21 protein-coding genes and 1 tRNA gene are annotated in these 24,200 nt (G+C 73.6%); 9 read left to right on the top strand and 13 right to left on the bottom strand.

Features of this window, described 5'->3' with window-relative positions:
• Positions 1–425: 425 nt before the first annotated feature.
• From ATJ88_RS15400 to ATJ88_RS15385, 4 genes are all read right to left on the bottom strand, one after another.
• The gene (locus ATJ88_RS15400; RefSeq protein WP_245852479.1) at positions 426–1,721 is read right to left on the bottom strand and encodes a DUF4032 domain-containing protein; all 1,296 of its coding nucleotides are present in this window, start codon (positions 1,719–1,721) and stop codon (positions 426–428) included.
• 175 nt (positions 1,722–1,896) lie between these two features.
• Positions 1,897–3,012 (bottom strand): ABC transporter ATP-binding protein, encoded by a 1,116-nt coding sequence (locus tag ATJ88_RS15395; RefSeq protein WP_098464583.1) that lies wholly within the window; start codon positions 3,010–3,012, stop codon positions 1,897–1,899.
• Between the two features lie 179 nt (positions 3,013–3,191).
• The gene (otsB, locus tag ATJ88_RS15390; protein WP_098464582.1) at positions 3,192–4,016 is read right to left on the bottom strand and encodes a trehalose-phosphatase; all 825 of its coding nucleotides are present in this window, start codon (positions 4,014–4,016) and stop codon (positions 3,192–3,194) included.
• The gene (locus ATJ88_RS15385; RefSeq protein ID WP_098464581.1) at positions 4,009–5,475 is read right to left on the bottom strand and encodes an alpha,alpha-trehalose-phosphate synthase (UDP-forming); all 1,467 of its coding nucleotides are present in this window, start codon (positions 5,473–5,475) and stop codon (positions 4,009–4,011) included. Before ATJ88_RS15385 ends, otsB begins: the two co-directional genes overlap by 8 nt.
• 203 nt (positions 5,476–5,678) lie before the next feature.
• On the opposite strand from ATJ88_RS15385, the gene ATJ88_RS15380 reads away from it, so the two are divergent.
• The 3 genes from ATJ88_RS15380 to ATJ88_RS15370 all read left to right on the top strand — a co-directional run bounded on the left by ATJ88_RS15380 (position 5,679) and on the right by ATJ88_RS15370 (position 8,816).
• Entirely contained in the window at positions 5,679–7,601 is a 1,923-nt protein-coding gene (locus ATJ88_RS15380) for a protein kinase domain-containing protein (RefSeq protein WP_098464580.1), read from the top strand.
• Between the two features lie 167 nt (positions 7,602–7,768).
• Positions 7,769–8,644: a DsbA family protein gene (locus ATJ88_RS15375; RefSeq protein WP_098464579.1), complete on the top strand. Its 876-nt coding sequence runs from the start codon at positions 7,769–7,771 to the stop codon at positions 8,642–8,644.
• A gap of 96 nt (positions 8,645–8,740) precedes the next feature.
• Positions 8,741–8,816 (top strand) — tRNA-Thr (locus tag ATJ88_RS15370).
• Between the two features lie 105 nt (positions 8,817–8,921).
• Here ATJ88_RS15370 and ATJ88_RS15365 read toward each other — a convergent pair.
• Both ATJ88_RS15365 and ATJ88_RS15360 read right to left on the bottom strand, forming a co-directional pair.
• The gene (locus tag ATJ88_RS15365) at positions 8,922–9,749 is read right to left on the bottom strand and encodes an SGNH/GDSL hydrolase family protein (protein ID WP_245852477.1); all 828 of its coding nucleotides are present in this window, start codon (positions 9,747–9,749) and stop codon (positions 8,922–8,924) included.
• Between the two features lie 35 nt (positions 9,750–9,784).
• Positions 9,785–10,435, bottom strand: coding sequence for a uracil-DNA glycosylase (locus ATJ88_RS15360; protein WP_098465403.1), 651 nt, complete (start codon positions 10,433–10,435; stop codon positions 9,785–9,787).
• Between the two features lie 266 nt (positions 10,436–10,701).
• Between ATJ88_RS15360 and ATJ88_RS15355 the strand changes: the two genes are divergently transcribed.
• From ATJ88_RS15355 to groL, 4 genes are all read left to right on the top strand, one after another.
• Entirely contained in the window at positions 10,702–11,007 is a 306-nt protein-coding gene (locus ATJ88_RS15355; protein WP_245852682.1) for a DUF3263 domain-containing protein, read from the top strand.
• 68 nt (positions 11,008–11,075) lie between these two features.
• Positions 11,076–11,741: a LytR C-terminal domain-containing protein gene (locus tag ATJ88_RS15350; protein ID WP_098464577.1), complete on the top strand. Its 666-nt coding sequence runs from the start codon at positions 11,076–11,078 to the stop codon at positions 11,739–11,741.
• A gap of 193 nt (positions 11,742–11,934) precedes the next feature.
• Entirely contained in the window at positions 11,935–12,138 is a 204-nt protein-coding gene (locus ATJ88_RS15345) for a cold-shock protein (RefSeq protein WP_098464576.1), read from the top strand.
• A gap of 268 nt (positions 12,139–12,406) precedes the next feature.
• A complete protein-coding gene (gene groL, locus ATJ88_RS15340) occupies positions 12,407–14,032 on the top strand; it encodes a chaperonin GroEL (protein ID WP_098464575.1) in 1,626 nt (541 codons plus the stop codon).
• A 169-nt stretch (positions 14,033–14,201) separates the two neighbouring features.
• Here groL and ATJ88_RS15335 read toward each other — a convergent pair whose 3' ends face one another.
• The 4 genes from ATJ88_RS15335 to ATJ88_RS15320 all read right to left on the bottom strand — a co-directional run bounded on the left by ATJ88_RS15335 (position 14,202) and on the right by ATJ88_RS15320 (position 18,071).
• Positions 14,202–14,492, bottom strand: coding sequence for a WXG100 family type VII secretion target (locus ATJ88_RS15335; RefSeq protein WP_098464574.1), 291 nt, complete (start codon positions 14,490–14,492; stop codon positions 14,202–14,204).
• Positions 14,493–14,766: 274 nt separating this feature from the next.
• Positions 14,767–15,495 carry an HD domain-containing protein gene (locus ATJ88_RS15330; RefSeq protein WP_098464573.1) on the bottom strand — a complete coding sequence of 243 codons (729 nt, stop codon included), beginning with the start codon at positions 15,493–15,495 and terminating at the stop codon, positions 14,767–14,769.
• Positions 15,496–15,594: 99 nt separating this feature from the next.
• A complete protein-coding gene (locus ATJ88_RS15325) occupies positions 15,595–17,343 on the bottom strand; it encodes a sensor histidine kinase (protein ID WP_141538705.1) in 1,749 nt (582 codons plus the stop codon).
• The gene (locus ATJ88_RS15320) at positions 17,340–18,071 is read right to left on the bottom strand and encodes a response regulator transcription factor (RefSeq protein WP_098464572.1); all 732 of its coding nucleotides are present in this window, start codon (positions 18,069–18,071) and stop codon (positions 17,340–17,342) included. The genes ATJ88_RS15325 and ATJ88_RS15320 overlap by 4 nt, the downstream gene beginning before the upstream one ends.
• A gap of 143 nt (positions 18,072–18,214) precedes the next feature.
• Here ATJ88_RS15320 and ATJ88_RS15315 point away from each other — a divergent pair, with 143 nt between their 5' ends.
• A complete protein-coding gene (locus ATJ88_RS15315; RefSeq protein WP_098464571.1) occupies positions 18,215–19,615 on the top strand; it encodes a hypothetical protein in 1,401 nt (466 codons plus the stop codon).
• Here the strand turns inward: ATJ88_RS15315 and ATJ88_RS15310 are convergent.
• A complete protein-coding gene (locus ATJ88_RS15310) occupies positions 19,606–20,208 on the bottom strand; it encodes an NYN domain-containing protein (protein WP_098464570.1) in 603 nt (200 codons plus the stop codon). The two genes, ATJ88_RS15315 and ATJ88_RS15310, sit on opposite strands and share 10 nt — an antisense overlap.
• Positions 20,209–20,284: 76 nt before the next feature.
• On the opposite strand from ATJ88_RS15310, the gene ATJ88_RS15305 reads away from it, so the two are divergent.
• Entirely contained in the window at positions 20,285–21,061 is a 777-nt protein-coding gene (locus ATJ88_RS15305; RefSeq protein WP_245852475.1) for a type 1 glutamine amidotransferase, read from the top strand.
• 163 nt (positions 21,062–21,224) lie between these two features.
• Here the strand turns inward: ATJ88_RS15305 and ATJ88_RS15300 are convergent, their stop codons facing one another.
• Entirely contained in the window at positions 21,225–21,962 is a 738-nt protein-coding gene (locus tag ATJ88_RS15300) for a PspA/IM30 family protein (protein ID WP_098464569.1), read from the bottom strand.
• Between the two features lie 69 nt (positions 21,963–22,031).
• Positions 22,032–24,119 carry a TPM domain-containing protein gene (locus tag ATJ88_RS15295; protein ID WP_098464568.1) on the bottom strand — a complete coding sequence of 696 codons (2,088 nt, stop codon included), beginning with the start codon at positions 24,117–24,119 and terminating at the stop codon, positions 22,032–22,034.
• Between the last annotated feature and the right edge of the window lie 81 nt (positions 24,120–24,200).

Below are 24,200 nucleotides of genomic sequence, written 5' to 3'. Positions count from 1 at the left end.
CGCAGTCTTCGTCCAGTCAGCGTCGGTTCCCGCGAGTCAGCGCACGTTCACGCGAGTCAGCGCTGGCGCCCGCGAGTCGCACGTTCACGCGAGTCAGCGCTGGCGCCCGCGAGTCAGCGCAGGTTCACGCGAGTCAGCGCGGTCTTCGTCCGGTCAGCGTCGGCTCCCGCGAGTCAGCGTGCGTCGCGCCGGGTCGGCGAGGGCGTTCGGCTCGCGGCTGGTGTCGGTCGTGCGTCGGGTGGTCGACGACGTCGTCGGCGCGCGCGAGCAGGGCACGGAACTGAGCGCGGGGTCGGGGTGAGGCGCGCACGGTCGTCAATCCCGAAGTGGAGGGCCCCCTGGGGCCCGTGAACGCGACCGTGCGCGCCTCACCCCGACCCCGCGTGACCCCGCGCTGACTCGCGTGACTTCGCGCTGAGTCGCGGTCAGTGGGAGTCGGGCTCGGCCGGGTCGGTGGCGGCGTAGTGGAAGTAGTCGGCCTCCGGGCCTTCCTCGGGTTCCTCGCCCGGGGCGATGCCGAGGATGGCCTTCTCGTCGGGGCGGTACTGCAGGACGTTCTCGACGTAGGAGGCGACGGTCTCGGCCATGGGGACGTCGCGCTGGGCCTGCTCGGAGATGAACCACCGGTGGTCGAGGATCTCGTGGTAGAGCTGCGCGGGCTCGAGCTTGCGGCGCAGCTCGCGGGGGACGGCCCGGATGGTGGGCTGGAAGACGTTCTGCAGCCAGTCCTGCGCGACGATCTGCTCGTCGTCCTCCTGCCGGTCGGTGGCGGCGCGGTAGGAGTCGAGGTCGTTGAGGAGGCGGCGGGCCTGGTTGTCCTGGACGTCGAGGCCGGTGATCTTCAGCAGGCGGCGGGCGTGGTGCCCGGCGTCGACGACCTTGGGCTGGATCTGCACGGTGGTGCCGTCGATGTCGGTGGTGATGGACAGCTCGCCGACGTCGAAGCCGAGCTCGTTGAGGCGGTCGATGCGGGCGGCGACGCGCCACCGTTCGTCGGAGCCGAACGCCTCGACGCCGGTGAGGGCCCGCCACAGCTCGCCGTAGCGGGCGACGAGGGCGTCGCCGACGGCGACCTCGTCGATCTCGTCGTCGAGGAGCTCGCCGGCGGCGAGGTCCATGAGCTCGCCGATGATGTTGGTGCGGGCGAGGTCGAGGTCGTACTCGCGCTGGCCGCGGGTGAGCTCGCGGTGCAGCTGGCCGGTCTCGGCGTCGACGAGGTAGGCGGCGAACTGCTCGGCGTCGCGGCGGAACAGGGTGTTGGACAGGGAGACGTCGCCCCAGTAGAAGCCGACGAGGTGCAGGCGGACCATGAGGACGGCGAGGGCGTCGATGAGGCGGTCGGCGGTGGAGGTCTGCAGCCACTGGCTGAACACGGACCGGTAGGGCAGGGAGAACGCGAGGTGCTCGGTGACGAGCGCGGCCTCGAGGTGCTCGCCGGTGTCGGAGACGCGGCCGGTGACGACGCCGATGGGGCGGACGGACGGCACCTCGAGCTTGCGGAGCTGGCGCAGCATCGCGTACTCGCGGAAGGCGACGTCCTCGCTGATCTCCTTGATGGCGAGGACCTTGCCGTCGAGGCGCACGAACCGGACGACGTGGCGGGAGATGCCGCGGGGGAGCGCGGCGAGGACGTCGGTGGGCCACTGGGCGAGCGGCATCCGCCAGGGCAGGTCGAGCAGCGCCGAGTTGGGCGTCGCCGAGGTGATCTGGAGCCTGTCCACCGATCCTCCGGTCCACGTGGGGGTGTGATCTCTGCTGCGGGTGACGGGGTGTCGACGGCAGATGTCATGCCCACGGCGGGTGGGCGTGGTTCCCAGCCTAGACGGCGAGGGGGCGGGCCCGGCTGCTGCCGGACCCGCCCCGTGTCGTGCGGGGCTCACGCCCCGGGTGCCTGTGTCAGAGGCGGTTGCCGGTGGCGGCGGAGAAGACGTGCTCCTGGCCCGGCTTGATGGTGACGTTGATCGTGTCGCCCTTGAGGGGGACGTTGCGCGGGTCGATGCGCACGATGACCTGGTCGGACGAGCCGGAGTGCAGCTCGCCGGCGGCGCCGTCGGCCTTGAGGGAGCCGTAGACGAACGCGTCGGAGCCGAGTTCCTCGACGAGGTTGACCTCGACCTGGAGGGCGTCGGGGGTGCCGGCGGAGACGACGTCGAGCGCCTCGGGGCGGAAACCGATCGTGACCTTGCCGCCGTCGGCGTCGGTGAGCTGGGAGACGACGTCGCGCTCCAGCGGGACGGCGGCGTGGCCGACGACGGCGCGGCCGTCGCGGACGTCGAACGTGCCGACGTTCATGGCGGGCGAGCCGATGAAGCCCGCGACGAAGACGTTCGCCGGGGTGTCGTACATCTCGCGGGGGGTGCCGACCTGCTGCAGCAGACCGTCCTTGAGGACGGCGATGCGGTCACCCATGGTGAGCGCCTCGGTCTGGTCGTGGGTGACGTACACGGTGGTGACGCCGAGACGACGCTGGAGCGACGCGATCTGGGTGCGGGTCTGGACGCGGAGCTTGGCGTCGAGGTTCGACAGCGGCTCGTCCATGAGGAACACCTGCGGCTGACGCACGATGGCGCGGCCCATGGCGACGCGCTGGCGCTGGCCACCGGAGAGGGCCTTCGGCTTGCGGTCGAGGTACTCGGTGAGGTCGAGGATCTTCGCGGCCTCCTCGACGCGCTGGCGGATCTCGGCCTTGGGGGTGCCGGCGATCTTCAGCGCGAAGCCCATGTTGTCCGCGACGGACATGTGGGGGTAGAGCGCGTAGTTCTGGAAGACCATCGCGATGTCGCGGTCCTTCGGCTGGACGTCCGTGACGTCGCGGTCGCCGATGTAGATGTGTCCGCCGTTGACGTCCTCGAGGCCCGCGAGCATGCGGAGCGAGGTCGACTTGCCGCAGCCGGACGGGCCGACGAGGACGAGGAACTCGCCGTCCTCGACCTGCAGGTTGAGCTGGTCCACGGCGGGACGCTCGGTGCCCGGGTAGACGCGGGTCGCGTGGTCAAAGGTGACCGAAGCCATGATGTATCCCTCTCCACCGGCAGGTACGTGCCGGACGATCCGTTGTGGTCGGGTGTGCTGCGTTCACGACTGGCGTGTCGGCGGCGACACATTCTGTTGTCCGGGCCGGTCCGGATCTTCCCGGGACGGCCCGCGCTCGATAGTACATGGCGGTGACGTCGCTCACGTCACCGTGCTGGTCACGGGGCCGCGGTCGCGGTGACGAGGTGGCGCAGGACGGTGGCGACGTCGTCGGCGTCGGCGACGCGGTGCGCGGCGACGGTGTCGCCGTGCCCGACCTTGATCCCGACGTCGCCGGGCCGCAGCACCGCGAACGCGGTCTCGTCGGTCGTGTCGTCGCCGGCGTACAGCACGCGCACGCGGCGCGTGGCGCCGTCGGGTCCGGGGACGTCGTGCGCGACGACGTCGCGCAGCCGGTCGAGGGCCAGCCCCTTGGAGGTGTGCACGACGGCGATCTCGACGACGTCCTTGCCGTGCATGGCCTCCAGGCCGAGTCGCGCGGCGGCGGCGTCGGCCGCGGCGATCGCGGCGTGGGTGTCCTCGGTGCCCGCCTGGCGGGTGTGCAGGACCACCGCGCTGGGCTTGTGCTGCACCCAGGCGCCGTCGCGCCCCTCGACCGCCGCGTCGAGGTCGTGCCGCAGGGTCGCCAGCGCCTCGGCCTGCTCGGCGGTCAGCTCCAGCGGCACGGCCTCCAGGCCGTCGGCGGTGGCGTGACCCGTCTGCGCACCGTGGCTGCCCACCAGGTAGGAGCCGACGGGCGGCTCGGCGCGCAGCGCCAGGTCGTCCAGGTCCCGGCCGGACACGAACGCGAGCAGCACGTGGTCCGCGGTCGTCGTGGCGAGGGTGTCGACGGCGTCGCGGGCCGCCGGGGTCATCGTGGACGTCGTCGGGTCGTCCACGAGGGGGGCGAGGGTGCCGTCGAAGTCGAGGGCGACGAGCAGCACGGCGTCGTCCGCCCCGAACGACGCGAGGGCGTCGGCGAGGGTCGGGTCCAGCTCAGACATACGTGTCCCGGGACGGCACGGCCGTGAGGACGCCGAGGAACGCCTTCGACCACTTCGCGACGTCGTCGGCCATGACCTTGCGCCGCAGGTTGCGCATGCGGCGGCGCTTCTCGCGGTGGTCCATGTTCGCGGCCGCGACGATGATGTCCTTCATCCCGTCGATGTCGTGCGGGTTGACCAGCAGGGGTCCGGGCGCGAGCTCGTCCGCGGCGCCCGTGAACTCGCTGAGCACCAGCACGCCGCCGAGGTCGTGGCGGGCCGCGATGTACTCCTTGGCGACGAGGTTCATGCCGTCGCGCAGCGACGTCACGAGCATGACGTCGGCCGCGAGGTAGAGCGCGGCCATCTCCTCCGGCGGGTAGGAGTGGTGCAGGTAGTGGATGGCGGAGTGCCCCAGCTCGCCGAACTCGCCGTTGATGCGGCCCACGAGCACCTCGACGTCGTCGCGCAGGTCCTGGTAGGCGCCCACGTTCTCGCGGCTCGGGCTGGCGACCTGGACGAGCGTCGCGTGCTCGACGTCGAGCCGGCCGTCCTGGAGGATCTCGCCGTACGCCTTGATGCGGTGCCGGATGCCCTTGGTGTAGTCGAGGCGGTCGACGCCCAGCATCATGACGTCGGGGTCGCCGAGGTCCGCGCGGATCTCCTTGGCGCGTGCCTCGATCTCGGGGCTGCGGGCGAGCTGGTCGAAGTGGTGCGTGTCGATGGAGATGGGGAAGGCGGCGGCGCGGACGCGCCGGCCGGGCCGACCGTTCTCGTCGAGCGTCGTCACGATCGAGCCGCGCGTCGTGTGGTCCGTCAGCCGACGCACGGAGCGCAGGAAGTTCGACGCGTCGCCGCCGCGCTGGAACCCGACGAGGTCCGCCCCGAGCAGCCCTTCGATGATCTGCTTGCGCCACGGGAGCTGCTGGAACAGCTCGACCGCGGGGAACGGGATGTGGTCGAAGAACCCGATGCGCAGGTCCGGGCGCAGGTCGCGCAGCATCTTCGGCACCAGCTGCAGCTGGTAGTCGTGCACCCACACGACCCCGCCGTGCGCGGCCTGCGCGGCCGCCGCCTCCGCGAACCGCTGGTTGACCCGCCGGTACGCGTCGAACCACTGCCGGTGGTACGTCGGCGGCGCGATGACGTCGTGGTACAGCGGCCACAGGGTGTCGTTCGAGAACCCCTCGTAGTACCGCTCGATCTCCGCCGCCGACAGCGTGACGGGGACCAGCAGCATCCCGTCCGCCTCGAACGGCTCGTGCGCCAGGTCCGGTGCGCCCGACCAGCCGACCCACGCCCCGTCGGCCTCCCGCATGACCGGCTCCAGGGCCGTGACCAGCCCGCCGGGGGACCGCTGCCAGTCCACCTGGCCGTCGTCGCCCACGGAGAAGTCGACGGGGAGCCGGTTGGCGACGACGACGAGGTCGTACCCCTCCGAGCCGTCGGCTCCGGTGCTTGCCGAGTCCTGACCTGCCAAGGGTGCACTCTCCTCAGATTGTGGCGCGGTGCCCTCCGCGCCGGGCGGGGCATCCTTCGCGAACCATACCGAGGTGCCCGAGCACCCGCGCGGTCGGCGACGAGGATCACAACGGCGTCGCGGCGCGGGATCCCGCCGCGCAACGACCCGCGCGGACCTGCCCCGGCACGCGACGACGGGGCCTCGGCGCTACGGTGTGGGCCATGAGAACGGGCGACGACGCGCAGGTGATGGCGGCGGGTGCGCCCGCGGGCGGCGCGGACGGCACCCTGGTGCCCGGGACCGACGTCGGCGGCTACACCGTCGTGTCCGTCCTGGGTCGCGGCGCCATGGGTGCCGTCTACGAGGCCGTCGACGGCGGCGGGCACCGGGTCGCGCTGAAGGTGCTGCACGCGCACGTCGACGCCAACCCCGTCGGTCGTCAGCGGCTGCGCCGCGAGGTCGCCGCCCTGCAGCGCCTCCGCCACCCCGCCGTCGCGCAGGTCCTCGACGCCGAGTTCGAGGGGTCGCACGCGTTCGTCGTCACCGAGCTCGTGGACGGCCTCACCCTGGAGGAGGAGGTCGACGCCCGCGGGCCGCTCGACCTCGCCGACCTGTACTCCCTGGCCGACCAGCTCGCCGACGCCCTGGAGTCCGTCCACGCGTCCGGCGTCGTGCACCGCGACCTCAAGCCGTCGAACGTCATGGTGACGCCGGAGGGCCCCAGCCTCATCGACTTCGGGATCGCGCAGAGCCCCGGTGACGCCCGCGCCACGATGACGGGCTTCGTCATGGGCACGCCGGGCTACATCGCGCCCGAGCTGCTCGACGGCGCCGACCCCGTCCCCGAGTCCGACTGGTGGAGCTGGGCCGCGCTGCTCGCGTTCGCCGCGACCGGCCGCTCCCCGTTCGGGGTGCGTCCCACCGACCTCGTGCTGCGCCGCTCCCGCGAGGGTCGCGCGGACCTCGTCGGCGTGCCCGCGCGGACGGCGCAGGCGCTCGCGGGCGCCCTCCAGGCCGACCCGGCCCGGCGGTGGGGCCCGACCGAGGTGGTGCGGGCGATCAGCCGCGACCTGGCGGACGCCGACGTCGACGACGCGGGTGCGTCCGTGGACCCGCAGGCCACGCAGCGGATCGTCGTGGCGGCGGGTGCGGCGACGGCCGCGGTGGCCGGTGCGGCGGCGGCGTCGGGTGCGGACGCGTCCGGCCCGGACACGACGGCGGACGTCGCCAGCCCGGTCGACGCCGGGGCGACCCAGGTGGTCGGGGTGGTGCCCGACCCGACCGCGGCCGAGCGCACCGCGCCGGTGCCGCCCCCGCCGTCGGTGCCCGTGGCCGCGGCCGACGAGACCGCGGTGATGACGGCGCTGGAGCGGGACCGCGCGCAGGCGCAGGACGGCGGCACGACGTCGGTGCCGGTGGGCGCGGCCCGGTACCGCACCTACGACGAGATCACCGAGGAGTCGCCACCGCCCGCGGACGAGGTCCCGCAGGTCCCGGCGGGACCGTACGTCGCGCCCGCGCACCGGCGGCGCTGGGGCACCGTGCTGGCGCTCGGGCTGCCGTTCGTCGTGCTCGCCGCCGTCTACCCGCTGGTCGCGTTCGGCGTGTTCTGCGGCGTGACGGTGCTCTGCCGGATCGTGGGGACGTCCGGGCAGCGGTTCCACGAGCGGCGCGAGCTGCACGGGGTGCGCCGGTCGGACGGCTGGGTGGCGGTGCTGCTGTTCCCGTACCACGCGGTGGTCGGGGCGCTGGGGATCATCCCGGCGGCGCTGGTGGGCGGCTGCGTGGGCCTGCTCGCGATGATGGGCGGCTACTGGCTGTTCGGCGACGGCAACTGGATCGTGGCGCCCCTGGGGGACGTCGAGTCCCGCTCGGTCGGCGGGCGCAACGAGCCGACGGTGTTCGCCGCCGTGCTCGCCGTGTCGATGGTGCTGGCGGTGCTGTGCACGTGGTTCGGGCCGGCGGGCCGCACGGCGCGGGACGGCGCGCGCCGCATCCTCAACAACCTCGCACCGGGCCTGGTGGGGGCGGCCGTCGTCGTGCTGGTGTGCCTGGTCGGGGCGTGGCTGCTCATGGGCGCGATCTTCACCGAGCCGCACGAGATCCACTGGTGGCCGATGGACGGCCCCCCGTCGTTCTTCTGACTCCCAGGTTCCTCACAGGGGACGTTCCTAGCCTGTCGCGCGTCGCGCGCGACCACGGTGTCGGTGCGGGCAGCAGCACCTGCCCGCGCTCAGGTCGACGGGCGACCCGACGGTAGGCTGACCGCCGGATCCGCTTCGTACCACCGACCCGAAGGGCCGTCACGCAGATGTCCAACCAGAGCAAGGCCGAGCGCCGCGAGGCGGCGCGCGCCGAAGCCCTCGCCCGCCAGCAGGCCCAGGCCAAGCGCGACAAGCGCAGCCGCGTCGTCGTCTTCAGCGCCCTCGGCGCCGCGATCATCGCGCTCGTCGTCGTCGCCGGGTTCATCCTGTGGAACGAGGCGAGCAAGTCCACTGTCGACGACATCCCGCTGGCTGAGGTCACCTCCGTGCCGTCGACCGCGGTCGAGGGCGCCGGCATCTCGCTGGGCTCCGACCTCGTGGCCGGCACCGAGAACGACGGCGCTCCCGTCATCGACGTCTACCTCGACTACATGTGCCCCGTGTGCGGCCAGTTCGAGGACACCAACGCGGCCGACATCGAGGCCATGCTCGCCGACGGCGAGGCGACGGTCGTCGTCACCCCGGTCGCGATCCTCGACCGCCTCTCCCGCGGCACCGACTACTCGACGCGCGCCGCGTCCGCCGCCTACTGGGTGGCCGACCGCGCCCCCGAGCAGTTCTTCGCCTTCCACAACGCGCTCTTCGCGAACCAGCCGGAGGAGAACTCGCCCGGCCTCGACAACGAGGAGCTCGCGGCGATCGCCGAGGGCGCGGGCGTCCCGGCGGACGTCGCCGACGCCATCGCCGACGGCACGGCGCGTTCCACGTTCGGGCAGTACACGTACTCGCTGACGAACGACGCCACCTCCGACGAGTCGCTGGTCAACTCCGGCGGCACCTTCGGCACCCCGACCGTGCTGGTCGAGGGCACCCGCTTCGAGCAGTGGGGCACCCCGGGCGCCCTCCTCGCGGCCGTGCAGTCCGGCGCGACGGCCGAGGCGTCCCCCGAGCCCTCGGCCTCCGAGGAGCCCGCGGACGAGTGACGCACCACGCGCGGCGGTGAGCCCGCGGTCCCCGGACCGCGGGCGCACCACCCGCCCCGGGGCGCGGGACCACCCTCGGTAGGATGATCCCGCCCCGCCGCCTTAGCTCAGCTGGTAGAGCTCCCGTCTTGTAAACGGAAGGTCGTCGGTTCGAACCCGACAGGCGGCTCCAGCACGCACGAAGGGCGGGTCGCAGGAACTCCTGCGGCCCGCCCTTCGGCGTCCCTGTGCGCGTCCGCCGGTGGGCGGCGTGCGTGGACGTGCCGACGACGTCGGGTCAGCGCTGCGAGGGCGGCCACGCCTCGGCGGCGGGCCACTTCGGGGTCCGGCCGTCGCCGGACGACGTGCCGCGCAGCCGGCGCTGCACCCACGGCACGACGTGCACGCGGGTCCACTGCGTCGAGGCGCGGGCGCGCTCGCGCAGCGCCAGGGCCGCAGCGGCGGGCAAGGGCTCGTCGAAGGTGGCGTCGTCCGGCTCCAGGCCGAGGCCGACGAGCGCGGCCTGCGCGATCCGCCGGTGGCCCTCGTCGGTGAGGTGGATGCGGTCGTCGGACCACAGGCGCAGGTCGAACAGGGAGCGCATGCCCCACGTGTCGAGGACGAACGCGCCCTGCCGGCGGGCGATCGACCACACGTTGGCGTTGTACCGGCCGACGCGCCCGTTGGTCGCCTTCAACGCCCCGCCGGCCTTGAAGCCGGTGCCCATGAGCACGTCCGCGCCGGTGGCGCGGATCCGGGCCACGGCGTCCTCGAGGTCGGCCGAGATCGCGTCGATGTCGGCCTGGGGGCGCAGGATGTCGTTGCCGCCGCCGACCAGGGAGACGAGGTCCGGCTCCATCTCCAGGGCGACCGGGAGCTGCTCGGCGATGATCTGCCGCATCTTGCGGCCCCGGATCGCGAGGTTCGCGTACTCCAGGTCCTCGGTGCGTGCGGCGAGGGAGTCGGCGAGCCGGTCCGTCCAGCCGCGCTGCACGGCGTCGGACTCGGTGCCGATCGGGGCGGGGGTGCCGTCGGCGTGCGGGTACGGGTCCCACAGGCCCTCGGAGAACGAGTCGCCGATCGCGACGTAGCGGGTCCAGCGGGGGGTGGATGATGCTGCGGTCACCCTGACATTCTGCACTCTGCCCCGCCCACTGTTGCTCAGGGCAGCGACCAGTCGACGGGTCCGGACCCCTGCTCGGCGAGGAGCGCGTTGACGCGCGAGAAGGGCTTCGAGCCGAAGAACCCCCGGTAGGCGGACAGCGGGCTCGGGTGCGCCGACTCGACCCACGGCACGTCACCGAGCCAGGGCTTCAGCGACGCCGCGTCCCGACCCCACAGGATCGCGACCAGCGGGCCACCCCGTGCCACCAGCGCCTTGATCGCCGCCTCCGTGACGGACTCCCAGCCCTTGCCGCGGTGCGACGCCGACGCGCCGGGCGCGACGGTGAGCACCCGGTTGAGCAGCATCACCCCCTGGTCCGCCCACGGACGCAGGTCGCCCGACGACGGCGTCGGCGCACCGACGTCGTCCGCGAGCTCCGTCCAGATGTTCGCCAACGACTTCGGCACCGGACGGACGTCCGGCTGGACGGAGAACGACAGCCCCATCGGGTGCCCCGGTGTCGGGTACGGGTCCTGCCCGACGACGAGCACCCGCACGTCCGCCAGCGGCCGCCGGAACGCCGCGAAGACGTCGCCCGGCGCCGGCAGGTACGTGCGTCCGGCCGCGACCTCCGCGCGCAGGAAGTCGCCCATCGCGTGGATCTGCGGCTCCACGTCCGCCAGCGCGCGCGCCCAGTCCGGCGCCATGATCCGGTCCAGGGGCGGGCGCGCGCCGTCGGGGGCGCCGTCGGGCGCGGTCGGTGCGGGGTCCGCCGGGGCGGCGGGCGTCGTCGTCTCCACGACGTCGAACCTACCCGGGCCGCCCGACACGGCACAGCCCCGTCGGCCCGTGCCGCCGCCGAGCCGTCGCCGTGCCGCCCGGCCCGACGGAGCGAGGCGCGAGGACGCGAAACACGGGCCGCGCACCGTCGGATCGTGCCCGTCGTGCCCCATACTGGGGCGCTATGAGCGAGATGCTGGTCCAGGAGGTCGAGGCGCCCGCCGCGGCGGAACCGACGACCGAGGCCGCCGGTCTGACCGACCGCGACCGGGAGATCCTCGCGTTCGAGAAGCAGTGGTGGAAGTACGCCGGCTCCAAGGAGCAGGCCGTCCGTGAGCTCTTCGACATGTCGGCCACGCGCTACTACCAGGTGCTCAACGCCCTCATCGACACCCCCGGCGCGCTCGAGCACGACCCGATGCTGGTCAAGCGCCTGCGGCGCATGCGCGCCACCCGGCAGCGCGCCCGCACGGCACGCCGCACCGACACGCCCGGCTGACCAGCCCCTGGCGCGGTTCTCGCCGGCGGTTGACCGTTCTCCAGGGTGGAGCCGCTACCCTGTGCCGCGTGACCAAGAGCCAGTACCCGTACCCGCCCGACGAGTTCGACGTCCGCGGCCCGGAAGGTGCGCCGGTCGGCGTCCACCGGGAACCGCGCAGCGGGTGGTCCTCGGTCTGGCCGTTCCTGCTGGTCGCGGTCGTCTTCGCCGGCCTCGCCGTCGGGATCGTCTCCTACCTGTCGAACGACGACGGCGACACCACCAACCCGCCCGTCGCCTCCGAGCAGTCCGCCCAGCCCGACGGCGAGACGAGCGAGGAGCCCGCCGAGGGCGAGAGCGCCGAGGGTGAGGAGGGCTCGACCGACGAGACCTCGGAGGAGCCCGCCGAGGAGGAGACCGAGGAGGCCGCCTCCATGCCCGGCGACGCGTCCGCCGCGAACCTCGCCGCGCGCGTCGTGGTCTACAACGACGGCGCCGGTGACGGCCAGGCGGGTGCCGGTCAGTCCCTGCTCACCGGCGCGGGGTTCTCCGACGTCGGGGTCGCGAACGCGGACGACACCCTCGCGGGTGTCTACTCCGACAGCACCGTCCTGTACGGCGCGGACCGCGCCGACACCGCGACGGCTGTCGCCGAGGCGCTCGGCGTCGACGCGGCGAACGTGCAGGAGTCCGACGACGTCACCAGCCACCCGACCGACGCCGTCTGGGTGATCCTCAAGCAGCCGGTCGGCTGACCGTCTCCCCGGCCTGCCGCCGGCCGAAGGGCGTCGGCGGGCTCCCGGGGGACGTGATCCCGCAGGTCAGAGGCGGCCGTTGCGCACACGCGACATTCCCGGCACGGGTGCTTCCCACCCATGACGCGCGCCACTAGTCTCCTTCTCACCGCGGGGCACCTGCCCGGCGGCACAGGACGACGAGGAGAAGGACATGGCCCAGGGAACCGTCAAGTGGTTCAACGCGGAGAAGGGGTACGGCTTCATCACCCCGGCCTCGGGCGGGCAGGACCTGTTCGTGCACTACAGCTCGATCCAGACCGACGGGTACCGCTCGCTCGACGAGGGACAGCAGGTCGAGTTCGAGGTCGGTCAGGGTCAGAAGGGTCCGCAGGCCGAGCAGGTCCGGCCCCTCTGAGCTGAGGCAGCCTCCACGAAGGCCGGCACCCACGCCCCCGCGGGCGGGTGCCGGCCTTCGTCATGCCCTCGGCGAACGTCTTGCACTCTCGAGGTGAGAGTGCCAATAATGGGTTAGCACTCTCGGCAGTCGAGTGACAGCCGCAGGGTGAAACAACCTCGGTCGAACGGTGAGGCCCGTCCGCGCGCGTGACATGAACGCACGCGAAGGGTCGTCCGTCGCGGGCACCGGCCGACCATCGACACGCCACAGCGGAGGATCAGTCCCCATGGCCAAGATCATCGCGTTCGACGAGGAAGCTCGTCGGAGCATGGAGCGCGGGCTCAACCAGCTCGCCGACACCGTCAAGGTCACGCTCGGCCCCAAGGGTCGCAACGTCGTCCTCGACAAGAAGTGGGGCGCCCCCACGATCACCAACGACGGTGTCTCCATCGCCAAGGAGATCGAGCTCGAGGACCCGTTCGAGAAGATCGGTGCCGAGCTCGTCAAGGAGGTCGCCAAGAAGACGGACGACGTCGCGGGTGACGGCACCACCACCGCCACCGTGCTCGCCCAGGCGCTCGTCAAGGAGGGCCTGCGTGTCGTCGCCGCCGGCGCCAACCCGATCGCCGTCAAGCGCGGCATCGAGAAGGCCGTCGAGGCCGTGACCGAGCAGCTGCTCAACGCGGCCGTCGAGGTCGAGAGCAAGGAGCAGATCGCCGCCACCGCCGCGATCTCCGCCGGCGACCCCGCCATCGGCGAGCTCATCGCCGAGGCGCTCGACAAGGTCGGCAAGGAGGGCGTCATCACGGTCGAGGAGTCCAACTCCTTCGGCCTGGAGCTCGAGCTCACCGAGGGCATGCGCTTCGACAAGGGCTTCCTCGCCCGCTACTTCGAGACGGACGCGGAGCGCCAGGAGGCCGTCCTCGAGGACCCGTACGTCCTGATCGTCGAGTCGAAGATCTCGAACGTCAAGGACCTGCTCCCCGTCCTCGACCAGGTCATGAAGTCGGGCCGCTCGCTCCTCATCATCGCCGAGGACGTCGAGGGTGAGGCCCTCGCGACCCTCGTGCTGAACAAGATCCGCGGCACCTTCAAGTCCGTCGCCGTCAAGGCCCCGGGCTTCGGCGACCGTCGCAAGGCCATGCTGCAGGACATCGCGATCCTCACCGGCGGCCAGGTCATCACCGAGACCGTCGGCCTCAAGCTGGAGAACGCGACGCTCGAGGAGCTCGGCCAGGCGCGCAAGGTCGTCGTCACCAAGGACGAGACCACCATCGTCGAGGGCTCCGGCGACGCCGACCTCATCGCGGGTCGCGTCAACCAGATCCGTGGCGAGATCGAGAAGTCGGACTCTGACTACGACCGTGAGAAGCTCCAGGAGCGTCTCGCGAAGCTGGCCGGCGGCGTGGCCGTCATCAAGGCCGGCGCCGCCACCGAGGTGGAGCTCAAGGAGCGCAAGCACCGCATCGAGGACGCCGTGCGCAACGCCAAGGCCGCCGTCGAGGAGGGCATCGTCGCCGGTGGTGGCGTCGCCCTCATCCAGGCCGGTGCCGCCGCGTTCGAGAAGCTCGAGCTCGAGGGCGACGAGGCGACCGGTGCGCAGATCGTCAACGCGGCGATCTCGGCCCCGCTCAAGCAGATCGCGATCAACGCCGGTCTCGAGGGCGGCGTCGTGGCGGAGAAGGTCCGCTCCCTCACCCCGGGTCACGGCCTCAACGCCGCGACCGGCGTGTACGAGGACCTGCTCGCCGCGGGCGTCAACGACCCGGTGAAGGTCACGCGCTCCGCGCTGCAGAACGCCGCGTCGATCGCCGCGCTGTTCCTCACCACCGAGGCCGTCGTCGCCGACAAGCCGGAGCCCGCCGCGGCCGGTGGCGACCCGACCGGTGGCATGGGCGGCATGGACTTCTGATCCACGCCGCACGGCGCGTCGTGACGCGCTGAGCACGACGACGGCCGGTCGTCCCGGGAGCTCTCCCGGGACGACCGGCCGTCGCCGTTCTCCCTCCCCCCAGGGGAGGATCGTCCGGCGCTGCCGACGTCGTCGGCCCACCGTCGTGCGGCCCTCGGCGGGCGCGGGGTCAGCGGGCCGCGAAGAGGCGGGTCGCCTGCGACTCGGCGTCCGCGTACGTCGACGACGCCGACTGCAGCGCCGTCGTCACCGCGTCCAGCGCGGACTCGACCTGCGTCTGCGCCGTCTGCCACTGCGTCATCACCCCGGCGAACGACGTCGCCGCGTTGCCCTGCCAGCTCGCCTGGAGGTCCTGCAGGTGGCGCATCATCGCCCCGACCTCGGTCCGGATGGCCCCCACGGACCCGTTCACCGCGGCGCTCGCCTGCGCGACCCGCTCGCTGTCGACCTGATACCGCACGTCGTCTCCTTCGTCGTCCCCGGTCGGGCCGGGCTGACGACGACGCTACGGACCGGGCGGGGTCCCCGCCGCCGTCGTCCACACCCTGTGGACGAACTGCTGACTCGAGGGCTCCTGCGCTGACTCGCGGGGTCCAGCGCTGACTCGCGGGGTCCAGCGCTGACTCGCGTCCGGACGCCACGGTGAAGGTCGGGGCCCCGTCCCCCGACCGACCTCGACCGACCCGAGCGTGCGCTGACTCGCGCGGAACTGCGCTGACTCGCGCAGGAGAGCGTCAGCGGGGCGCGGGCCCCGCGGGGGACTGGGCCTCCAGGCGCTTGCGCTCCTTGACCAGGCGGTGCAGCTCCGCCTCGAGGTTCTGGCGGGCCGGCTCCTCCCAGGTGATGCCCAGCGGGCTGGAGTAGAGGCGCGGGCGGCCCAGCAGCTTGGTGATCACCTTGATGCGGGCGTCCAGGTAGTCCGACAGCGGGATGTGTGCGTACTCCGCGCGGATCTCCGCGATGTACTCCTTGTACCGCTGGGGCTCCGAGGCGAGGATGCCGAGGTCTGCGTCGTTGAGCACCGCCGAGTCGAAGTCGCCCGGCCGCGCCTTGTGGCGGGCGAGGGTGTCCACGAGCTCCGCGACGCGTTCGGCGGCGTCCACGGGCAGGCCGAGGTCGACGAGCTGGGTGCGGGCGAGCTCGGCGCTGAGGGTGGTCTGCTCGCCGCCCTTCGTCGCGTAGGCGGCCTTGCGCGCCGCGTCGAACACCGCGCCGTGGTACCAGGCGGCGAGGCGCACCAGGTCGGGCTCGTGCGTCTCGTGCGCGAGCTCCTCCACGCGGTGGAGGACCGCGGCGAGGTGGCGCAGGTTGTGGAAGTGCCGGTCCGGCTCCGACCAGCGGTCGATGAGCTCGTCACCGACGGCGCGGACGACGTCCTCGGAGGCGGTGGAGCCGGCGCCCCGGCAGGTGCGCACGAAAGCGGAGGCGAACCACTGCGGTGCGTCGGCGTTGAGCACGCCCATCGCTATCAAGACCTTTTCTCGGGACGAATTGACCGGTCCGGTTCCAGCCTACGTCCGCCCGCCGACGCTCACGCGTGGCGGCGACCCGCTGGCGGACCGTCACGCATCGTAGTCGTCCTGGCGCGGCAGCATCACCCGCACCGTCAGTCCGCCCCCGGGGGTCGTGTGCACGGAGGTGCGTCCGCCGTGCGCGCCGAGGATCGCCGCGACGATCGCGAGACCCAGACCGGACCCGCCCGAGCTGCGGTTCCGCGACGAGTCGGCGCGGTAGAAGCGTTCGAAGATCTTGCCCGCCTGCTCCTCGCTGACGCCGGGGCCGTGGTCGCGCACCTCGACGACGGCGGCGCCGTCGGCGTCGGTGCCGAGCAGGATCTCCGCGGGGGAGCCGGTCGGCGTGTGCCGGGCGACGTTGCCCACGAGGTTGGTCAGGACCTGCCGGAGCCGGTCCGCGTCGCCGGTGACGACGAGCGACCTCGGCGCGGCGGACCCCGGCCACAGGCCCGCGACGGTCACCGTGCGGGTCGGGTCGAGGGCGTGCAGGTCCTGCGCGGTGTCCCGCGCCATCGGCACGAGGTCCACGGGCTCGCGGCGCATCGGCCGGCCCTCGTCGAGCCGGGCGAGGACCAGCAGGTCGTTGACGAGCGTGCCCATGCGGCGCGCCGAGTCCTCGATGCGCACCATCGTGTCGTCGACCTTGTCGCCCGTGTCGAGGGCGCCCATGCGGTACAGCTCGCCGTACCCCTTGATGGTCGCGAGCGGGGTGCGCAGCTCGTGGCTGGCGTCCGACACGAACCTCCGCATCCGCTGCTCGGACGCCTCCTGCGCGGCGAACGCCACCTCGATCTGGGCGAGCATCGTGTTGAGGGAGTGGGACAGGGACCCGACCTCCGTGGAGCGTGGCTGCTCCGGCACGCGCTGCGACAGGTCGCCCTCGGCGATCGCGGCGGCCGTCGCCTCGATGCGGCGCAGGGGTCGCAGCGAGTACTGCACGAGCCAGAACGCACCCAGCCCGCCCAGCAGCACGATGCCGACGCCGGACCACACGAGGGAGCGGGTGAGGAACGACGTCGTCTTGTCGACGCCCGCCATGGGGAGCCCGACGTACGCGACGCCCGCCTGCGGACCGTCCACGGTGCTCATGCGCACGGGCACCGACACGACACGCCAGTCGGTCGACTCGCTCCCACCGCTGCCCGACGTCGTGAACGGCTCGTCGCCGCGCGCGACCGACTCCGTGACCGACTCGTCGGGCAGCACCGGGGTGCCGTACCGCTCCTTCGTCTGCGGCCAGACGTGCGGGGAGTAGGTGGTGCCGTCGGCGCCGCGCAGCACCAGCACGTACTCGCTGGGGGCGACGCCCTCCTCGGAGCCGTCGACGTTGTCGAACGCCGACTCGTCGTGCACGGCCTCCTTGAGCTGCGTGTCGAGCTGCTCCACCAGGTAGTCGGACACCACCGTGCGGGTCGAGAACCCGGCGAACACGAGGCCGCCGCCCAGCAGCAGCACGATGATGGCGACCAGCCTCGCCCGCAGCGGCACGCGTGCGAACCAGCTCCACCGCTGCCCGCCGTCGTCGCCGGCCCCGTGCCCGGGCGGGCCGTCGCCCGCACCGCCGGCGGTCGCGCCGGGGACGTCCCCGGACGGTGCGGTGGCGGGCACCGGGTCCGCCACCGCGGCGTCCGGGGTCGCGGCGGTCGTGTCGGCCGCCGTCGGGCCCGGCGACGCCGCGGACGACGCACCCGGGGCCGGGACGGTGGACGACGGCGCGGCCGCCGGCGACGCCCCCGACGGGACGTCACCGGGCGCGGCGAACACCGGCTCGTCCGACCCGCGGCGACCCGACGTCATCGCTGGGACGCTCGCAGCAGGTAGCCCACGCCTCGCTTGGTGTGGATGAGCGGCGGCAGCTCGACCTCCGTGCCGTCCGGGCCGGGCACCGACAGGTGGTCGATCTTGCGACGCAGGTACGAGATGTACGACTCGACGATGTTCGCGTCGCCGCCCCAGTCGTACTGCCACACGTGGTCGAGGATCTGCGCCTTCGACAGCACGCGGCCCGCGTTCAGCATGAGGTAGCGCAGCAGCTTGAACTCGGTGGGGGACAGGTCGATCTCCACGCCTGCGCGCCGCACCTCGTGCGAGTCCTCGTCGAGCTCCAGGTCGCCCACGCGCACCACGGCCTCGTCGTCGGGTGCCGCGCCCGCCGTGCGGCGCAGCACCGCGCGGATGCGTGCCACGACCTCCTCCAGGCTGAACGGTTTGGTCACGTAGTCGTCGCCGCCCACCGTGAGGCCCTGCACCTTGTCCTGCGTGTCGTCCCGGGCGGTGAGGAACAGCACCGGGGTGTGCCGGCCCGTCGACCGCATCCGCCGCGTCACCGTGAACCCGTCCATGTCGGGCAGCATGACGTCCAGCACCACCAGGTCGGGCTCGGTGTCCCGCACGAGCTGGAGCGCCGTGTTGCCGTCACCGGCGGCGTGCACCTCGAAGCCCGCGAAGCGCAGGGACGTGGACAGCAGCTCACGGATGTTGGGCTCGTCGTCGACGACGACCAGCCGGGCCTCGGGTTCGTTCATGCCGTCCAGTCTGCAACCGCGGGCTGGGAGACGCCTGGGAGCAGTCTCGGTGCAGGGTGTCAGCGCGCGCACGACGCTCGACGGGCAGGAACCGCGCCCCGTGGATACGCTCGCCGCGACCGCGCCACCAGGGAGGACGCCCGATGAGCGAGCAGCAGGAAGTGCACCCCCGCGCCCACGCCGTGCGCCGCGTCGTCGCCGGGTTCCTCGTCGTCATCACCACGCTGCTCGTCGTGGCCTCCTGCGTCGCCGTCTGGGCGCACCGCACCGTGCTGGACACCGACCAGTTCATGAAGACGGTGCAGCCCGCCCTCGACGACCCGGCGCTGTACGAGGCCGTCGCCGACATCGTGTCCGCCCAGGCGCTGGAGGCCCTCGACCTCGACGCCCGCGTGTCCGCGCGCCTCGACCAGCTCGACGACGCCGTCACCGCCGCCGCGCTCACCCGGCTCGACGTCGACTCCCGCCCCCTGCTCGACGCCGTCCTCGGCCAGGTGGACCGACCGTCCCTGTCCGCGCTCACGCCCGTCCTCGTCGGCCCCGTCGAGGAGCGCGTCGACGCCGTCGTCCACCGCCTCGTCACCTCCGGCGCGCTCCGCGACCGCGTCCCGGACCTCGTCGAGCGCGCCCACGCCGCCGCCGTCGGCCTCGCCCGGGCCGACGGCGCCGACCACCCGAACGTCTACCTCACCGACGACGCCGTCGTCCTCGACACCGTGCCCCTGGTCACCGAGGCCCTGCGCGAGTCGCTGTCCGGGCTGGACGGCGTCGTCGGGGACGTGCAGCTCCCCGACGCGGTGGCCGACCGGGCGCCCGAGGCCCGCGACCGGCTCGCCACCGCGCTCGGCACCCGGCTGCCCGACGACTTCGGGCAGGTCGAGCTCCTGGACCGGGCCACGTTCGACCTCGTGCAGGACACCGTCCGCACCGTCGACCGGGCCGTGTGGGCGCTCGTCGCCGTCACGATCCTCGCGATCATCGGCACCGTCTGGGTCTCGCCCGACCCGCGGCGCGGCACCATCCAGCTCGGGATCGGCGTCGTCGCCGCCCTCGTCATCGTCGTCGCGCTCGTCTCCCGGCTGCGGGACCTCGTCGTCGACGTCGCCCGCACCCCCGACGGGGAACGCGTCGCCGGGACCCTCTACGACACCGTGTCGGGCGAGGTGCACGCCATCTTCTGGCTCGTCGGCATCCTCGCCGCCGTCGCGGCCGTGGCCGCCCTGCTCACCGGGCGCCCCCGGTGGTTGCGCGCGGCCGAGGACCGGTGGTCGTGGGCGCGCGCCGTCTCCGGCCAGGACGGGCGGCTCGCGCGCGGCGTCGCGGAGCACGCCGACCTGCTGCGCGTCCTCCTCCTCGCCGCCGGGGTGCTCGTCGTCGTGCTCACCGGGTTCACGTGGGAAGGCCTGCTGGTCGTGCTGCTCCTCGGCGGGCTCGCCCTCTGGGCGATCGCGAGCGTCGCCCGCACCGCCGCGCTCCCGGGCGAGCGCGGGCTCGACCCCGGCACGTCCGCCGACGTCGAGCCCGAGCAGACCCCTCAGAGGTAGCGCAGCGGGTCGAACTCGTCGATCGGGATGATCCGCACGCGCGGCAGCGGGCTCGTGAACGCGTCCGCGTCGCCCTCGAGGTCGAAGATCTCCAGACCGTCCGGCACCAGGGCCGACAGCTGCAGGTTGACGAACTCCCGGAACGCGAGCAGGCCCACCCGGCGGTCCTGACCCACCAGACGCTCCACCTGCGGCAGGAAGTCGCCGTCGTGGCTCGCCAGCAGGACGTCCGCGTCGCGGTCCACGATCGCGTCCAGCGTCATCTGGATACCGAGGTCGACGACCTTCTCGTCACCGTTGGCCGCCAGCGGGATCGGCCGGTAGCCCATCGCCATCAGCGCCTGCACGAACGGCATCGGCATCTGCCCGCTCGTCGCGTTGAGGAAGAACAGCGGGACGACGTCCTGCCCCCACACCTTCTGCGCGAAGCCCGTGATGCGGTCCCAGCGGGGACGCTCCTCCGGGTTCGGACGACGGTTGAGGACGTTCATCCCGAGGGTCGCGTCGATGTTCTCGCCGTCCACCAGGAGGTAGGTGACACGGGCGGGGCGCTGCGCCGGGGCGGCGGACGCCTCGGTGAAGAGGGAGGCCATGCCCACAGCGTACGCGCGCCCCGACCGGGGCGAGGGGGTGGATCGACGCGGCACGCCCGGAGTAGCGTGGGCGACCGTGCACGAGACCTCTCCGGCCGCGGCGCCCCGCATCACGGTGCTGCAGCACTCCTCCGACGTCCCGCTGGACCGCTTCGGCCGCCTCCTCGGCGACGTCCGGCTCGTCCGCCTCCACGACGGCGACCCCGTCCCCGCGCTCGACGCGTGCGGCGACGGACTCGTCGTCCTCGGCGGCCAGATGAACGCCTACGCCGACGACGTCGCACCCTGGCTCCCGGCCGTGCGGTCGCTGCTCGCGCGCGCCGTCGGCGCCGGCCTGCCCACCCTCGGGATCTGCCTCGGCGCGCAGCTCCTCGCCGTCGCCGGTGGCGGCAGCGTGGCGGTCGCCGCACCTCCCGGGCGCGAGGCCGGCGTCGTCGGCGTCCGCTGGCGGCGCGAGGCCTGGGACGACCCGGTGCTCGGCGCCGTCGCCCGCGCCACCGGGGCGCAGCGGCCCGACGACCTCGAGCACCCGGCCCGCACCACGCCCGTCGTGTCGATGCACGCCGACGCCGTCATCGAGCCGCCGCACGGCGCGCAGTGGCTCGGCTTCTCCGACACCTACCCGTACCAGGCGTTCCGCTGGGGCTCCGCGCTGGGCGTGCAGTTCCACCCGGAGGCGAGCCCGTCGCTCGCGGTGCGCTGGGCCCTCGGCCACACGGACGTCGACACGGCCGCCGTGCACGCGCAGGTCGTGGAGCACGACGCGGCGCTGGCCGTCACCGGCGAGCTCCTCGCCGCAGGGTTCCTCGACCAGGTGCGGGCCGCCGTCGGCCCCGAGGCGACCGCCGCCTGACGCGGGTCAGCGCAGGTCTCCGCGAGTCAGCGCCGAAGGCGGTCAGTCGGCGCAGGTCCCCGCGAGTCAGCGCAGTTCCTCGCGACTCAGCGCAGGGTCCCGCGAGTCAGCGCAGAGATCCGCGCTGACTCGCGGGAACCAGCGCTGACTCGCGGGACGAGGGTCAGGACTCGATCTGCGGCGTCGGGGTGCCCGACTTCAGTGCGGCGAGGCGCGCCTCGAGCTCGACGTCCTGCATGGAGCCCTCGAGCTCGGCGAACTGCGACTCCAGGGACGACGCGGCGATCTCCGCCTGACCCATGGCCTGGGCCTCCTCGCGACGCACCGCCTCCTCGAAGCGGGACAACTCGCTGGTGGGGTCCATGACGTTGATCGAGCTGATCGCGCCCTGCACGGCCTGCTGGGCCTGCGCGGCCTTCTGCCGGGCGACGAGCTGGTCGCGCTTGTTCTTCAGCTCGACGAGACGGTCCTTCATCTGCGCGAGGCCGGCCTTGAGCTTGTCGACCGTGACGCGCTGCTGCTCGATCATGGGCTGCGCGCTGCGCACCTCGCCCTCGGCGTCGAGCTGCTTGCGCAGCGCCACCTTGGCGAGCTGGTCGAACTTGTCGGCGTTGACCGGGTCGCCGGCCGAGCGGTACTCGTCCGCCTTGCGGGACGCGGCCAGCGCCTTGGCGCCCCACTCCTGCACGGACTGGACGTCCTCGTGGTAGTCCTGCTCGGCCAGGCGCAGGTTGCCGATGGTCTGGGCGATGGCCTGCTCGGCCTCCGCGATGTTGTTCGTGTAGTCCCGGATGAGCTGGTCGATCATCTTGCCCGGGTCCTCGGCGCGGTCCAGGAGCGCGTTGATGTTGGCCTTCGCGAGCTGGCTCATGCGCCCGAGGATGCTCTGCTTCTGCGTCATGTCGTGCCGTGCCTTCCTTGGTCCGTGCGTGCTGTCACAGGTCTCGACGTCCGAGAGCCCCGGGTGGTTTCAGAACCGGCCGCCGCTGCTGCGGCCTCCGCGGCCTCCGCTGCCGCCACGGCCACCGCTGCGACCGCCGCGGGCGGACCCGCGGCCGGCGCTCCCCATGCCCCGGGCGCCACCGTACCCGCGGGGCGGGGCGGGACGTCGGCCCCGCCCGCCGCCGCCCGACAGCACGGAGTCGAGGAGGATCCCGCCGAGGACCATGCCGCCGACGCCGGGCTGCTGGGCGGCGCGGGAGCGGGAGGGCCCGGACTGCCGGGCCGACCAGGCGTCGGCGTCGGCGCGGGCCGCTGCCGCGGCCTGGTCGGCGAGCCGTTCGGCCTGCTGCGCGACGCCGAGGGCGACGTGCGGGTCGGGCTGCGTGCGGGCGTCGGCGGCGAGCCGCGCGGCCTCGGCGAGCAGCGTGCGGGCGTCGGGCCCGACGGCACCGCGACGGGTCGTCACGTAGTCCTGCGCGGTGCGCAGCCGGACGTCGACGCGCCCGAGGACGTCCCGGACGAGGGCACGGGCCCGGGCGTCCGACTCGGCCTGCTGCCGCAGGGGGGAGAGCGTCGCGTCGAGCGCCGCCTCGGCGGTGGCGAGCCGGGACAGCGCGGCGAGCGGGTCGCCGCCGTCCCGGGCCGCCTGCGCCTGCGCCGCGGCCTCGCGCGCCTCCGCGGCGGCGGCCCGCACGACGGGCTCGTCGGGCGCGAGACGGTCGGCGTCGACGAGGTCCTGCGTGATCGACGCGACGGCCTTGTCGAGGGAGGCGGCCGCGTGCGCGAGGTCCTGGTCGGCGGAGTCGACGGCGTCGAGCAGCGCGCCGGCCTGGTCGAGCGCGGCCTGTGCGGCCCGCGCCTCCGCGACCGCGACGCCCTTCGCGCGCCGCCCGAGCGCCGCCCGTCCTGCCTCGACGGCGGTCCGCGCACCCTCCACCAGCGCGGTGGCGTGGTCGGGGTTGTCCTGCACCGACGCGAGCGCGGTGGCGGGGTAGGTCCGGGCCAGGCCCGTGAGGGTCGCGCGTGCGACCTCGACCCGCGCCTCCAGCTCCCCGGCCCGGGCGGCCGCCTCGTCGAGCACCTGGGGGGCGCGCGCCTGGAGGGCGCGCAGCTCGTCGAACGCGCGGGCCTGCGCCTCCAGCGTCGCCGACGCCGCCTCGCACCGACCGACGACGTCCCGCAGCACCGCGTGCTCGTGCGCCGGGTCCGGTGCCGGACCGGCCGTGCCGTCCGTCACCGACTGCCGCAGCGTGAACGCCGCCGCGACCTGCTCGCGCGCGGCGTCCAGCGCCACGGCGAACTCCCGGGTCGCGTCGACGCCGAACTCGGCCTCGGCGAACGCGAGCTCCTGCGCCGACGACCGCACGGCGTCGTCCACGGCGACCAGCGCGCTGCCCGCCCGGCGGCGCAGCTCGTCCAGGTCCAGGCCGGCCAGCGGGTCCGCCTGTCGACCGGCGCGGCGCCGGGCCGCCTCCGCGCCCCGTGCCGTGAGGTCCCGGTCCCGGCGGCGCGAGCGACGCGCCACCACGACGACGACCACCACGAGCGCGAGCCCGCCGGCGGCCAGCAGCCAGCCCACCGGGATGCCGCCGCCCGAGCCGGAGGCGTCCTCCTCGGAGACCGCCAGGACCGCGTCCACCGCCGCGACGGTCGCCCCCGCCCAGTCGTCGGCGCGCAGCTCGTCGACCGCGGCGTCGCGCACGGCGTCCAGGGTCTCGTCGTCGAGGGGGACGTTCTGGTCCACGCTCACCCCGTACAGCCGGTCCTCCGTGGCCACGGCGAGCAGCAGGTCGGAGGTGCCGAGGCGGGCGTAGTTCGCCGTCTGGTCGGCCCACGCCCGGCCGTCCATCCCGTCGAACCTCTCGACGTACACGACGAACAGCTGGAACGGCGTCCGGTCGGCCAGCTCGTCCAGCGCCGCCTGGACCTCGGCCGTGCCGGCCGCGTCGAGCACCCCCGCGACGTCCGTCACCGGGCCCTCGAGGTCCGTCAGCGGCGGGTCGGCGTGCGCGGCGGCGCCGGGCAGGCCGAGCAGCAGCGCCAGCAGCAGCACGACGGCGGGCGGGGTGGCCCGGCGTCGCCGCCCGGCGCGGAGGGACGGCTTCACGCGAGTCATCGTCGCGTGCCGCCCGCGCGGTCGCAATCCGGCGTGGCCGATTTCGTCCGCTTCTGGGTGCTTTGGCGATCCGGTCGCGCA

Source organism: Isoptericola jiangsuensis (assembly GCF_002563715.1).
In the GTDB taxonomy this organism is placed as follows: Bacteria; Actinomycetota; Actinomycetes; order Actinomycetales; family Cellulomonadaceae; genus Isoptericola; species Isoptericola jiangsuensis.
This window is presented reverse-complemented; position numbering and strand designations above follow the sequence as displayed.

Excerpts from the sequence above, each read along its gene's own strand:
- ATJ88_RS15395 (WP_098464583.1), bottom strand. The coding sequence starts at position 3,012 with ATGGCTTCGGTCACCTTTGACCACGCGACCCGCGTCTACCCGGGCACC.
- otsB (WP_098464582.1), bottom strand. The coding sequence starts at position 4,016 with ATGTCTGAGCTGGACCCGACCCTCGCCGACGCCCTCGCGTCGTTCGGG.
- ATJ88_RS15380 (WP_098464580.1), top strand. The coding sequence starts at position 5,679 with ATGAGAACGGGCGACGACGCGCAGGTGATGGCGGCGGGTGCGCCCGCG.
- ATJ88_RS15375 (WP_098464579.1), top strand. The coding sequence starts at position 7,769 with ATGTCCAACCAGAGCAAGGCCGAGCGCCGCGAGGCGGCGCGCGCCGAA.
- ATJ88_RS15360 (WP_098465403.1), bottom strand. The coding sequence starts at position 10,435 with ATGGCGCCGGACTGGGCGCGCGCGCTGGCGGACGTGGAGCCGCAGATC.
- ATJ88_RS15355 (WP_245852682.1), top strand. The coding sequence starts at position 10,702 with ATGCTGGTCCAGGAGGTCGAGGCGCCCGCCGCGGCGGAACCGACGACC.
- ATJ88_RS15345 (WP_098464576.1), top strand. The coding sequence starts at position 11,935 with ATGGCCCAGGGAACCGTCAAGTGGTTCAACGCGGAGAAGGGGTACGGC.
- groL (WP_098464575.1), top strand. The coding sequence starts at position 12,407 with ATGGCCAAGATCATCGCGTTCGACGAGGAAGCTCGTCGGAGCATGGAG.
- ATJ88_RS15330 (WP_098464573.1), bottom strand. The coding sequence starts at position 15,495 with ATGGGCGTGCTCAACGCCGACGCACCGCAGTGGTTCGCCTCCGCTTTC.
- ATJ88_RS15325 (WP_141538705.1), bottom strand. The coding sequence starts at position 17,343 with ATGACGTCGGGTCGCCGCGGGTCGGACGAGCCGGTGTTCGCCGCGCCC.
- ATJ88_RS15320 (WP_098464572.1), bottom strand. The coding sequence starts at position 18,071 with ATGAACGAACCCGAGGCCCGGCTGGTCGTCGTCGACGACGAGCCCAAC.
- ATJ88_RS15315 (WP_098464571.1), top strand. The coding sequence starts at position 18,215 with ATGAGCGAGCAGCAGGAAGTGCACCCCCGCGCCCACGCCGTGCGCCGC.
- ATJ88_RS15310 (WP_098464570.1), bottom strand. The coding sequence starts at position 20,208 with ATGGCCTCCCTCTTCACCGAGGCGTCCGCCGCCCCGGCGCAGCGCCCC.
- ATJ88_RS15300 (WP_098464569.1), bottom strand. The coding sequence starts at position 21,962 with ATGACGCAGAAGCAGAGCATCCTCGGGCGCATGAGCCAGCTCGCGAAG.
- ATJ88_RS15295 (WP_098464568.1), bottom strand. The coding sequence starts at position 24,119 with ATGACTCGCGTGAAGCCGTCCCTCCGCGCCGGGCGGCGACGCCGGGCC.